Source organism: Photorhabdus tasmaniensis (genome assembly GCF_011189505.1).
Classification (GTDB): Bacteria; Pseudomonadota; Gammaproteobacteria; order Enterobacterales; family Enterobacteriaceae; genus Photorhabdus; species Photorhabdus tasmaniensis.
The window spans coordinates 1-13,150 of sequence record NZ_PUJU01000033.1 but is presented as its reverse complement, the minus strand read 5'-3'; the positions used below and the strand labels follow the sequence as shown (position 1 = coordinate 13,150).

Sequence of the window (13,150 nt, the reverse complement as noted above, 5' to 3'; positions counted from 1 at the left end):
CTGCTTATGTCGGTGGCAGTCGGTCTTTCTGTGGCTAGCAACTACTATGCTCAACCTTTGTTACACAGCATTGGTTCACAATTCAATTTGTCTATTACTGCGGCTGGAAGTGTGGTCACTGTAGCCCAATTAAGCTATGCCGGCGGGCTTATCTTACTGGTACCGCTGGGTGATATCATTGAGCGGCGCAGTCTGATCGTTCTTATGACTGCTCTGTCTGCCTTCGGTTTGTTGATCACGGCGTTTGCATCCAGCCTCTCTTTTGTCATATTGGGCACTGTTGTTGCTGGTAGCTTATCGGTTGTAGCGCAAATATTGATTCCTTTTGCTTCCACTTTAGCTGCTCCGGGCGAACGAGGCAAAGTTGTGGGTACGGTCATGAGTGGGCTGCTATTAGGGATCCTTTTGGCTCGTACTGTGGCTGGTGCGCTGGCCGATCTTGGCAGCTGGCGTACCGTTTACTGGGTTGCCGCTGTGTTAATGCTGGCTATGTCTGGCGCACTCTGGTTCGTACTTCCACGTTACAAGAGCCCAGTAGAGCTGAGTTATCCGCGTCTGCTTGCTTCTATAATCCGCCTGTACACTGATGAACCTCTGTTTCGCGCCCGGGCCCTGTTGGGAGCTCTTTTGTTTGCTTCGTTCGGTATATTATGGACGTCTCTGACCTTTCTCTTGGTCAGTCCACCTTACTCCTATTCGAACACCATTATTGGGTTATTTGGGTTGGCCGGTGTTGCTGGTGCTTATGCGGCCAACTGGTTCGGACGCATGATCGATCGAGGGCAGGGCAACCGATTCACCTGTATCGGTCTGATATTACTGCTAGTGTCCTGGCTACCTGTTGCATTTGGTCAGATCTCTGTATTGTCCTTACTGGCCGGTATTTTGTTGCAGGATTTGGCTATCCAAGGTGTTCATGTTACTAACCTAAACGCTATCTATCGTTTGGATCCAGAGGCTCGTAGCCGTCTTACTGCGGGAATAATGACTTCCAATTTTATCGGCGCTGCTGCCGGATCGCTGATTTCTTCATGGGTTTTTTCCTACGCAGGTTGGTCCGGGGTCTGCATCGTCGGTGCTTTACTGGGGGGGATTGCTCTGGTATATGCAATTTGCGCCCAAAATGCTCGCATCCCTGAAAATGTGTGATGTAGTGATTATTAATATTTTCATGCTATGTCAGATTGTAGATTTTAATATTTATGTTGTTTAAAAAGGGGGGTGAAGAAATAAGTCTGAAATGAAATAATTATCTTATGTAATTGTCGTGACCGACTTTAATAATCATATGAAAAGAATAACTATAACTACCATGAAAATATAAGTTTTTAAATGCATATGGAATTCATATTTAAAATTATATATCTATCGAATATATAATTTCTAATTTGTTATTCTTTTATTTTTATACTTTTCTATTTGTTATTTCTTTTGTTATGTTTAGTTATGTGAGCTAAATCGAACTTTATTATTTATTTTATGTTACTTATTGATTATTTGTTATCTTAATCGTATATTTAATTGTGAATCTTTTCGTACGAATGACTAAAAAGATCTAAGCGAAGAAATGGGAGTAGTAATGTATTTCCTGATAGCGCGATATAGGTTAATTTAGTTAGTTTGTACTTCATGATCTCGCTTTGGTGAAATTATTTGTATTTTAAATAACAAGTGAGAATGAAAATGAATAAATTATCTGATATTACATTGGTTAAACGAGATGAAATTCCATCAATGAGAACAATTGAAGTTGATGGTGTTGAACATTGGTTAGGGCATGTTAAAGACTTTATTAAGAATAAATATCTTGTCAGTTTTCTTCCTGGCGATAATCGTATTTCTATGGCGTGGGTACGTTTGGAAGCCGGTGAAGAATTAAATGAGCACACTCACCCAGTCGAATCAATGATATTAATGTGTGAAGGTGGAGCACATACGACGGGTGAGGTAAAGGCTGACATGAATGCTGGAGATATTCTTTTAGTGCCGCCAGGTAGACTACATGGATTTAAGGGGATGGAACCTAATGGATTTTGGGGTCTTTCAATCCAATTCGATTCTCGTGGTTTGTACGAAGATATCACCGATCCATGGGCAGTCTTTTATCCTGAAATGAAATCAGAGAAGGTAGGTGATAATATTGCTGAACAGCTGTTCCAGCTCAATGAAAAATATATGGATAGATTTGACAAACATCGTTTATTCGCGCTTGTGCGGAAAGGGTTGCTTAAAAATCCTGAAGCTAAGAAAAGATTTCTGGATTGTTTTCAAGTTTGGTCGAATCATTTTCAAAAAATGGTTCTGACGCGGGTGATAACTTTACAGGATCCTAAATTCGAAGAATTGGCCTGGCTTCATTTGATTGAAGAGTTAGGCCATAACCGTATTTTAGCGAAGAATCGAACAGATCTTCAAACTGTATTTGATCCGGTTCTTGAATCCACAAGTGCGTGGTTCCCCTGGAAAATGAACTCAATTAGTGATATTGAAAAAGTTGTTTTAGTTCACTTAGTTGTCGAAGCCTCAGCAACTTTCTTCTATAAGCATATTCAGCCTGAGATGGTATCCACTGCCACTGGAGGTCATTTTGATATTCATACAATCGCTGATGATGAGCATATGGCAATGGGTTATGAATTCTTACGAAATATACCTTTGAGTGACGGAGAACGATTATTTGAAATTCAACATCAAGGCTGGTCTATGCTGATGTCTGTTATGGGGCGAATTGCTGATCTGGTAGTGTACAATTCAGATGAGCATTCAACAAATAATAAGCAAACTAAGGAATCAGGAAAAGGGGCTGACGTTGAAATGGCCAATTGAGGGGCCTCGTCGGGTGCCGTCTGAGGTATATACAGATCGTGAAATTTATAATCGGGAACAAGATTATATTTTCAAAAGCCGAACCTGGAACTATGTTGGTTTAACCACTGAAGTAAAGGATATTGGTGATTTTATTCAAACATTCGTAGGTGAAGTTCCGGTAATTCTTGTGAGGGACAGAAGAAATAAATTTAGAGTATTTGTGAATCGTTGCACACATAGAGGCGCTCAGATATGTCACCAAGAGCAGGGGAATGTGAAATTATTTACCTGTCTTTATCATGAGTGGTCTTTTAATCTTGATGGTACTCTTGTTGGTATGCCTTTTCGTCGGGGTATTGATGGAAAGGGAGGGATGTCACCAGACTTTGATTCAACGGAACATGGATTAGAACAACTTAATGTAACAGAGCGGCATGGCGTTGTTTTTGCAAGTTTCAGTTTTGAAATTGAATCGTTTGAAGAGTATTTGGGGCCTGGCATATTGGTTTATTTTGATCGGGTATGTAATGGCAAAACATTACGTGTTATTGGAAAAATGCAGCATAGAGTGCACGCAAATTGGAAGCTCCAGGTAGAAAATGTAAAGGATCCATTTCATGCAGCACTGTTGCATTCATTTTTCCTGACTTTTGGTATTTGGCGTTCTGATCAAGAAACTCACGTTAAAGTAGATAAACACGGACGCAGCAGTGTTCTTGTTTCAACCGCAACATTTAAGCAAGCTCAGAATGAGCAGTTTAAGGAACGGCTGAATTCTCAAAATGGTTTCAGTCTTAATGATAAACGATTAATTGAGTATCAATCTGAATACGAGCATGGTACGGGGGCCGTAATGACTATTTGGCCAAATCTGATATTCTTGCAACAATTAAATTGTTTGGTGATGAGGCATGTGAAACCAGATGGACCTGATTCATGTATTAAAACCTGGACATTTTTCGGATATGAATCGGATAGCCCTGAATTGACTCAAAAACGGTTATATCAGGCAAACTTATTTGGCCCGTCTGGATTGGTAACAATTGACGATAATGAAATATTGGCAATGGTTCAGATCGGTTCAGCTGCTTCTCCCAACTCAGTAGCCGTTCTGGAAGCGGGTAACGGAGAGGGGGATGCAGATCATATGATGACTGAGTCAGCTATTCGTGGGTTTTATAAATACTATAAAAAAATTATGGGTTATGAAGACGATGAATAGAACGCCAGAATTTCGTGAACTCACATTGGATGTTCAATGGCTTTATACCATCTACAATGAGTTTCTGGATGAAGGTAACATTGAACAATGGCCCAATTTTTTTGTTAAAGATAGCCACTATAGAATTACATCCAGGGAGAATTTTGATCAAAATTTTCCACTGAGTTTTGTACTCTGTGATGGGCAAAAGATGATTAAGGACAGAGCTATTGCATTGCAAAAGACTGTTATGTATCGAAGAAGATCTCAATGCCGAATTGTCAGCGGTGTACGATTGATTTCAATAGATGATGTCAATGTTTATGGCATTAAAGCATGTTCATCTTTTGCGATATATGAAAGTTTATATGGTGAATCCAGTAAACTACTTGTCTGTGGGCGTTCACATGACGTAATAGTTCAAGATGACGGTATATTAAAATTCAAAGATAGAATGTGTATTATAAATACAGATATAATTCCTGATTCGATAGTATTGCCAATTTAGGATATTCTAATTTCTTTTTGGAAATTAATTACTCATTATTTACAGATAGAAAATCTGAATTTTTACCTATGTATTCTCACTATAGGAAAAATATATGTCTCAATTACCAATGTATGATCTGCTGGTTCTCGATTTTACTCGGCATAGAGCGGGTCCTGTTACTTCCCGATTATTGGCAGATTGGGGGGCAACAATCATTAAAATTGAAGAGCCTGCCGATCTTGGGGACAGCATGGGTGGCTCACGTGAAGGGTTTGATTACCAAAACCTGCATAGAAACAAGCAGAGTTTGTCTCTGAATTTGAAAACAGATGATGGGCAAAGCGTTTTTAAAAAACTGGTGAGTAAAGCGGATGTTGTTCTGGAAAATTTCAGGCCTGAAGTTAAATATCGGCTTGGCCTTGATTATGATTCATTGCAATCAATAAACGAACGTATTATTTGCGGGAGTATATCTGGATTTGGGCAAACAGGTCCTTACCGCACAAGACCTGCTGTAGACCAGATTATTCAGGGAATGTCAGGTTTAATGTCAGTTACTGGTATACCTGGTAGCGGGCCCGTACGTGTTGGTGCGGCAATCACTGATATAAGTGCGGGAATGACGTTAGCTCAGGCAGTTTTAATGGCGCTTTATTATCGTGAGAAAACAGGTCTGGGTCAGTGGGTCTACACTTCTTTACTTGAATCTACAATTTCAATGCTTGATTTTCAGGTGGCAAGATGGCTTGCTAATGGTGATGTACCAACCCAAATGGGTAATGATCATCCAACATTAATGCCTATAGGGTTATTTCCGACGGCTGATGGACAAGTTAATATCGCTGCTGCTGAAGATTCAAAATTTAGACTTTTGTGTGAAATTTTGGATATCCCAGCGTTGGCTGATTTTCATGAATATAGCAATATTGCACTGCGGTCTTTAAATAGAGCTTCATTATGGAATAAATTGAAAGAAAGAATAAAACATTTTAAAAGTACCGAGCTAATTGAAAAGCTTAATGCTGTAGGTATTCCTTGTGGACCTCTATATACGATAGAGGAAGCAATGAATGATGAACAAATGAATCATTTGAAAATGAAATGTTCAATTAATCACTCCCGTCTTGGTCAATTATCATTAGTTGGGCAACCATTTCATTCTAGTCGTTTTTGTGGCATGCAAACCGTCAGGGCTGCTGCTCCAGAGCATGGAGAACATACTGATGTGATCTTAAAAGAGTTGCTAAATTACCAAGATGATGAAATAGTTGAGTTGCGTAATAATGGAATAATATAAGATTTCTTTCTTTACTCATGTTTTTGCTCTGCTATATCTATAAAAATAAGGTAACAGAGAATTAATTGTTCTATTTTTGATTGCATTTATTCGCGTTAATGCATGTTTCTTTGATAATAATAAATGGATTATGTTTTTAATAGAGCGAGTCAATTTTTCATCTGCAATTTTTTATTCTGTCATTTTCTCTTGGAATATATCAGTTAATCTTGTGGCAACATTTATCCTGAGAGGTTTCTGTTCATTGGTTTTAATATTTCTGGCATCAACTTTCTGAGCAGCAGCCTATAATAATAGGCTTGGGAATAATAACGTTAATTAAAAATTTCTTATGGTGATAACATGAACATAAATGAAATTAATACAGGCAATATTGAGGACAGGTTTTCTTTACGTAAACTAAGTCCATATTTCTGTGCTGAGATAACCCGCATTGATTTGAGTCAACCGTTAGATGATGGATGTATTCAAGCGATATCTAATGCATTGGCTACTCATGAAGTTTTGGTTTTTCCGAACCAAAACCTTTCAACGGAAGATTTATTGCGAATTGGAGGTTATTTTGGTGAACTGACGGTTCATCCTTTCGCTGAAAATTCAGCAGAGGTTCCGGAGCTTATTGTCTTTGATTATAAAGAAGGTAATCCGCCGGTCTTAACTGATCGCTGGCATTCTGATGAGACATATCGGGAATGTCCACCTTTAGGAACGATACTTTATTCTAAAGTTGTTCCTGAAATTGGAGGGGACACCTGTTTTTCGAGTATGACCGCCGCTTATAACGCACTTTCAAATAAAATGCAGCAATTTATTTCTGGGCTTGAAGCTATACACGATTTTGCATCTTACAAATATCTTTTTCCTGAAACGGATAAAGGGAGGCAACAACTGCGTAAAAATGAAGATCAATATCCACCCATTAGCCATCCGGTAGTGCGTATACATCCGGTAACTGGAAAAAAAATTTTATTTGTTAATCCTCACTACACTCGATATATCAAAGGCATGGATGATAGAGAGAGCTTTGAATTATTGAATAGCTTATATCGCTCCACTGCCATTTTAGAGTATCAATACCGGCATCATTGGCAACCTAATATGCTTGTGTTTTGGGATAATCGTTCTGTTCAGCATGCTGCGGTTCATGATTATTATCCTAATCCCCGTTTGATGGAACGAGTAACAATAAAAGGTGATCGGCCTGTTGGTGACGGTACAATGGTTCAACAATCAGATTTACGTAAATTCAAAGTAGATCAATATGATCACACAGATGATCGCCGTGCCTTGCGCCAATTTGAACTTGAATGAGTTTCTTTTATAATAAAAGAGGGCTAAATTAACCAATTAGCTCTCTTATACCAATAAAATATTAGTTTCTGTTTTGTCTCCATATTTTGCATTGAAATTAATTGAAGTTAACTGGATGATTTATCTTTCTAATTAATAATAATGAACTCTTTGACGTCGGTGATTTAAAATGAATAGTATTACAACAGTCAATATCCAGAATGTTATCAATAGTCAAAAACTTTCAAAAGTCCAGTGGCAAGTATTAATTCTTTGTTTCTCTATCGTGACTATTGATGGTTTCGATACAGCATTAATTGGTTATATTGCACCCGCAGTGATCAATGACTTTAACGTAGAAAGCATTGTTCTTGGGCCAGTCATGAGCGCTGCACTTTTTGGTTTAGCATTGGGCGCGCTTTTTTCTGGTCCGCTTGCTGATAGATTTGGTCGAAAATTAGTACTTACAATCTCAGTGGGTGTTTTTGGTCTGTTTAGTTTGGTTACCGCCGCAGCTGATTCAATACAGACATTAACTATTTTGCGTTTTTTGACGGGGTTGGGTCTTGGTGCAGCAATGTCAAATGCAATAACGTTGATATCTGAGTATGCACCAGAGCATCGGCGGTCTTTATTAATAAATATCGTTTTTTGTGGCTTTCCTTTTGGTGCGGCGCTAGGAGGAATGTTTTCTGCATGGATTATTCCACATTTTGGATGGCAAGGTGTTCTGATCTTAGGGGGTATTTTGCCACTATTTTTATCTGTATTTCTTTTTTTTCTATTGCCTGAATCACTGAAATATCTAATTTTCAAAGGTAACTCAGAAGAAGATATAAGACGAATTTTGTTTAAAATGACAAATGGACTTTTAAATGATGTAAAGAAATTTACATTTGGTGAAGAAAAAATTATAGGTTACAGTTTTGTACTGGTCAATTGATGATCTGCAAGCGTTAGCGATAATGCTGCATCAGTTTTATGCGATAGAATCTTCTCCTGCGGTTTCTTTTGTCACGTATGAAAAATCGGAGTTGTTAAAGAGAGAACCGTTGTGAGGTTGGATACAGATAATGCCTGACTTTTCACTTCGGTTGATTGTTATTCCGGGTAACCATTTTAGTGTATTGGAGGAGAATGAAAATAAAGCGGCTTTAGCTCAGGCCCTGAATAGGGTGTTGGCAATCCATTGTGATGGGGAAGTACTGTAATACTCATATATTAATTCATATAGAATAATTTAACATTTATATGATAATCCGGTATACATTGTTTATACCGGATTGTTTCTCTATTAAAGTAGAAGAAGAAACGTGATAATTTCCCCGGAAGTTATTTTTTTTGAATTTTTTTATTGTCGCTGTTTTATATTATGTGATCTGAATCTGGTTTTATTGTTGTTTTATTGTTGGTTTTATTTTTTGTTGATCGCCTTGGTCTCAAAATTATATATTTAATTGTAGAGTTATTGTTGGAAAGGTTTATTGTCATAAATAATTGTGAGAAGATAATTGAAGGGGTGATCATGGACATGTGTTTTTGGTCGTAATATAGGCTGATTTAATTATCCTTCATTTCATGATTTCGCTTTGGGTCATATTGGGGTTATTGTAAATAACTCGAGATAATTAAGAGGCTACCTAATTGGGATTAATAGCCGTTGGCCGTTCTTGTGAATAAAGGGTGAACATGGACAGTGTGCAAAAACCGGCATGTACATATAATAGGTGAGAACGACTCGATTCGTCTGTCCTTGGCGTAGAACTAAAGTACGTTCGAAAGCTATTGCTTTTGTCTGAACGTTGACTAAGTTCGCTTTTTATTATAAAGAATGGTAAATAGAATAGCCCTATGGGATAGGCAATAAATGTGAAAAAGTGATGGGGAAAAGTCTAAATGTATATGTTGGCAGGTATATGAAAATTGAATAATATTAAACTCTGTTCCAGCTGGCATTACGTGTTAGTAAATATCGCTAGACGTTCGAAAAATCGCATTAAAGAACGATCTGACTGGAATGCGTTCGGTTGCAATCAATATTTTATCGCGTTAATTGTTATGCTGCTAACGTTATTTTGTTATTACAAAATAATATATGATGAAGTTAATTGTCATTTGTAATTTTTCCATAGGAACAAGAATATCGCGTTCTATTTGTACAATGAATTGGGTTATTTTTTCCATTGTCAAATAAATTAGTGTTGAAGGATTGTTAATTGGCCGTTATTAATCAGGTGATGGCACAGCATCTGTGTGTCTTGAGTTAATGTCAGATATGTCCGTTTTTATTTCTTGGGGGCAAGAAGTAAGAAAGAAATATTGGTGATGGTTGTCAGGAATGACAATTCTCAAATTTCAACAGATTCGTTGAGGTAATAGATGAAAGGTAATGTTACTACAGAGGAAAATGTTCTTAAAGCCGAAACTCTCTCTCAAATGTCATGTGAAAATAAAACTCATAATATAAATGATACATCAATTCTATCACGCACATGCGTTGTGGTGGGAGGGACGACTCTTGCGGTGTTCTGCGCCGAGCAAATTCAGGCAGCCGGGCATATCATACAAGCGGTGCTATCTACTGATACGGTTCTACAAACGTGGGCGGCTCGACAAGGGATTGTTTGTGTGAACTCGGTTGATGCATTACAAGAACAAATCATGTTACATCCTGTCGATTGGCTTTTCTCCATCGTCAATCCAATCATCTTACCAGTGTCGCTAATTGGGCAGATTCGCGGCGGCGCTTTTAATTATCATGATAGTCCTTTGCCACGTTATGCGGGCAGTCATGCCACTTCTTGGGCGTTGTTAGCTCAGGAGAGGCATTACGCTATTTCCTGGCACTCTATTGAAGGTGGTGTGGATACCGGCGATATTGCTGTGCAATGCCCGGTATCGATTGAGGAACACGATAACGCTTTCTCGCTGAATCTGAAATGTTATCAGGCGGCTCAGAAAGGGTTTATTGAACTTTTGAAAGATTTGGGTCACGGCACATTGGTGACTTATCCGCAGGATCTCACGCAACGCAGTTTTTATGCTCAGTCACGTCGCCCCGATGGGGGGGGATATCTGTATTGGAAACAATCGGGAGAGGCACTGTCAGCTTTGGTGCGAGCATTAGATTTTGGCGAGAATTACGTAAATCCATTGGGTTGCCCGAAACTATTACTTGAACAGGGCACGGTGCAAATTTCCTGGCTACAGCGGTTGAACACATGTTCTGAGGGGGTACCCGGTACCCTGATTAGGGTGGAGGAGGATGCCTGGCAGGTAACGACCGGCAGTGAGGATGTTCGGATCGGCGGGTTCGCCACCCTTGAAGGTCACTTGCTGTCTGCCAGGGAGCTTGCCGATATATCGGCACTCAGTCCGGGTAAACCGTTGCCTCTGCTTTCCTCACAGCAGGCTCAGAATGTAAAAAATACCCTTCAAACCCTCGCACCCAGTGAATCATTTTGGTATGAGCGCCTTGCCTCTTTGCAGCCAATCCAGTTGCCTTTTGAAATGATAGGGGAACAGACAGAACCCCAATGGGTAATGAGTCCCTGGCAGCCTCCACTGCCAAAAAACGATGAAGAGGAGCCATTACAGGCACTGTTGCAGGTAATAGTTATCTATCTTGCGCGTCTGACTCAGCAGGCTGAATTCCAAATCGGTTGGTGCGTGGATGAGGTCAAAGGTAAATCGGCAGATGTTCTGGCACCGGTGGTCCCCATGACCATTGAAGTGGCGTTTGATAAGCCTTGGAGTGCAGTAGCTGACTGGATTGATGATGAACTTGCTCGATTGGCACAGCACCAGACATTTAGCCGTGACCTCTTCACCCGTTCTCCTTCACTGCGGGCTATCCCGGCATTAAGAACCAACCGGCCGTGGCAGATCGCCGTCTCTGTGATACAAGATGACAGACCGTATGATCAGGAAGTATCCGGCGAATTGCTAACGCTTCAGATGAATGCACAGGGCGGTTTTCGCTGGATCTATGATGAAAATCGTCTGAGTCCGGAAGTGATTCTACGGATGAGTGAGCATTTACCGGTGCTGGCATTGTCGAAAAGGAGCGGTGATGAAATCCCCGTCTGGCAGCTTAATTTGTTGCCGGAGGCTGAACGTACGCTGTTACTGGAAACTTGGAACGCCACAGAAACTGTGTATCCTGATACGTTGTGTATTCATCAGTTGTTTGAACAACAGGTGGAGAAAACCCCGGATGCGACGGCACTGATAGCGGGAGATAAGACCTTCAGCTACACGGAACTGAATACGCGTGCTAACCGGTTGGCTCGTCAGCTGATCGAACAAGGGGTTGATCCTAGTGAGCATGTTGCGCTCCTGTTAGAGCGATCGATGGAGCTGGTGGTGGCCCAATTGGCTATTCTTAAAGCTGGCGCCGTTTACGTGCCGATTGATCCCAATGTGCCGGATGAACGGAAAAACTGGCTGATGAGCGATTGTTCAGCCAGGTTGTTGCTTACTGATACACGGGATGATATTCCGGCTAACCTAGCTGTTCCGCTATTGCGTCTCTCTGATGAGACAGACACGAATAGAGAGGAAGATTGCCTCAACCCTGACTTACCATGTTCTAGCGCTGAGTTAGCGTATATCATGTATACCTCTGGTTCTACCGGTACACCTAAAGGGGTCCTGGTACCTCATCGTGCGGTGGTCCGGCTGGTTATCAACAACGGGTATGCTGAAATTGGACCGGGTGACCGGGTGGCCTTTGCCGCTAATCCGGCTTTTGATGCCAGTACGTTTGAAGTCTGGGCACCATTGCTCAATGGTGGCGCGTTAGTGGTGGTCGAGCACGTCACTTTGCTGACACCGCAAACGTTCGTACAGGCTTTACAGGTTCAGCGAATGACTGTTCTGTGGCTGAGTGTTGGATTGTTTAACCAGCTGGCGGCGGAGCTGTCTCCGGTGTTTCCGCAGATAAAGCTTCTGATTGTCGGGGGAGATGCCCTTGATCCCCATGTCATTGGGCAGGTATTGAGCACGAGTCCGCCACAACAGCTATTAAATGGCTATGGGCCGAGTGAAGGCACGACCTTTACGACGACATACCGTATCACCGCATTAGCGCAGGGAGCAACCCGTATCCCTATTGGCCGACCGGTAGCTAACACGCGGGTTTATCTGTTGGATGCGTATGGTCAGCCCGTGCCGTTGGGGGGGACCGGAGAGATTTATGTCGGGGGAGATGGGGTTGCCTGTGGTTATCTTAATCGTCCTGAATTGACCGCAGAATATTTCCTTGTCGATCCGTTTAGTGATAAACCGGATGCCCGCATGTACCGCACCGGGGATTTAGCGTGTTATCTGCCGGACGGCAATCTGGCGTTTCTTGGCCGTAATGATCAGCAGGTTAAAATCCGGGGTTTCCGCATTGAACCGGGGGAAATTGAGGCCCGGTTGGCAGAGTACTCTGCGGTACGTGAGGCTGCGGTGTTGGTTCAAGGGGAAGGGGCGGATAAACGGCTGGTGGCCTATGTGGTGGCACCTGCGGATGAGGGGCTGGTGAACAGTCTGCGGGCCCACCTGAGTGCCATTCTGCCTGATTATATGGTGCCGTCAGCCTTTGTGCGGCTGGATGCGTTTCCTTTAACGCCTAACGGTAAATTGGATCGTCGAGCATTGCCGGCACCGGATAATGAAGCTTTTGCCCGTCAAGTTTATGAAGCACCACAAGGGGAAACAGAAATCGCGCTGGCCGCGATTTGGCGTGAAATCCTGGGGATTGAGCAAATCAGTCGGCATGACAATTTCTTTGCCCTGGGCGGCCATTCGTTGCTGGCGGTACGGGTGATGAACCGTGTCGCGGCACTCGGTGTCGACCTGTCGCTGGCGACCCTGTTTAAATCCCCTACTTTAATGGCTTTTGCCGAGGTCATGCAGGCCCGGTCTGGTCAATTGGACCCTACTCTGCCGGCCATCGTGCCGATATCCCGTGAGGGTGAGTTGCCGCTGTCATTTGCTCAACAACGCTTGTGGTTCCTGGCACAGATTGAGGGCGTTAGCGAAACTTATCATATCCCGATGGCCCTGCGCTTATGTG

8 protein-coding genes and 1 pseudogene are annotated in these 13,150 nt (G+C 41.7%); all 9 read left to right on the top strand.

What is annotated here, in order from left to right; translation table 11 throughout:
• Positions 1-6: 6 nt before the first annotated feature.
• Positions 7-1,149, top strand: a complete 1,143-nt coding sequence (locus C5471_RS15105) for an MFS transporter (protein ID WP_133815016.1) — start codon at positions 7-9, stop codon at positions 1,147-1,149.
• A gap of 534 nt (positions 1,150-1,683) precedes the next feature.
• On the top strand, positions 1,684-2,826 hold the full coding sequence (locus tag C5471_RS15100) for a cupin domain-containing protein (protein WP_133814989.1): 1,143 nt from the start codon (positions 1,684-1,686) through the stop codon (positions 2,824-2,826).
• Positions 2,756-4,030 (top strand): aromatic ring-hydroxylating oxygenase subunit alpha, encoded by a 1,275-nt coding sequence (locus tag C5471_RS15095; RefSeq protein ID WP_133814990.1) that lies wholly within the window; start codon positions 2,756-2,758, stop codon positions 4,028-4,030. Before C5471_RS15100 ends, C5471_RS15095 begins: the two co-directional genes overlap by 71 nt.
• Complete coding sequence (locus C5471_RS15090) at positions 4,023-4,517, top strand: aromatic-ring-hydroxylating dioxygenase subunit beta (protein WP_166296067.1); 495 nt, start codon at positions 4,023-4,025, stop codon at positions 4,515-4,517. Before C5471_RS15095 ends, C5471_RS15090 begins: the two co-directional genes overlap by 8 nt.
• 94 nt (positions 4,518-4,611) lie before the next feature.
• Positions 4,612-5,796, top strand: a complete 1,185-nt coding sequence (locus C5471_RS15085; protein WP_207627360.1) for a CaiB/BaiF CoA transferase family protein — start codon at positions 4,612-4,614, stop codon at positions 5,794-5,796.
• Between the two features lie 342 nt (positions 5,797-6,138).
• Complete coding sequence (locus tag C5471_RS15080) at positions 6,139-7,107, top strand: TauD/TfdA dioxygenase family protein (protein WP_207627359.1); 969 nt, start codon at positions 6,139-6,141, stop codon at positions 7,105-7,107.
• Between the two features lie 169 nt (positions 7,108-7,276).
• Positions 7,277-8,017: pseudogene (locus C5471_RS15075) on the top strand (MFS transporter); the annotation flags it as partial.
• Positions 8,018-8,159: 142 nt separating this feature from the next.
• Positions 8,160-8,297 (top strand): hypothetical protein, encoded by a 138-nt coding sequence (locus C5471_RS15070; protein ID WP_166296064.1) that lies wholly within the window; start codon positions 8,160-8,162, stop codon positions 8,295-8,297.
• 1,168 nt (positions 8,298-9,465) lie between these two features.
• On the top strand, positions 9,466-13,150 hold a 3,685-nt coding region (locus C5471_RS15065), incomplete at its 3' end, for an amino acid adenylation domain-containing protein (RefSeq protein ID WP_166296061.1).

Coding starts and splice junctions, on each gene's coding strand:
- C5471_RS15070 (WP_166296064.1), top strand. CDS start 8,160: ATGCCTGACTTTTCACTTCGGTTGATTGTTATTCCGGGTAACCATTTT.
- C5471_RS15085 (WP_207627360.1), top strand. CDS start 4,612: ATGTCTCAATTACCAATGTATGATCTGCTGGTTCTCGATTTTACTCGG.
- C5471_RS15100 (WP_133814989.1), top strand. CDS start 1,684: ATGAATAAATTATCTGATATTACATTGGTTAAACGAGATGAAATTCCA.
- C5471_RS15080 (WP_207627359.1), top strand. CDS start 6,139: ATGAACATAAATGAAATTAATACAGGCAATATTGAGGACAGGTTTTCT.
- C5471_RS15105 (WP_133815016.1), top strand. CDS start 7: ATGTCGGTGGCAGTCGGTCTTTCTGTGGCTAGCAACTACTATGCTCAA.
- C5471_RS15095 (WP_133814990.1), top strand. CDS start 2,756: ATGAGCATTCAACAAATAATAAGCAAACTAAGGAATCAGGAAAAGGGG.
- C5471_RS15090 (WP_166296067.1), top strand. CDS start 4,023: ATGAATAGAACGCCAGAATTTCGTGAACTCACATTGGATGTTCAATGG.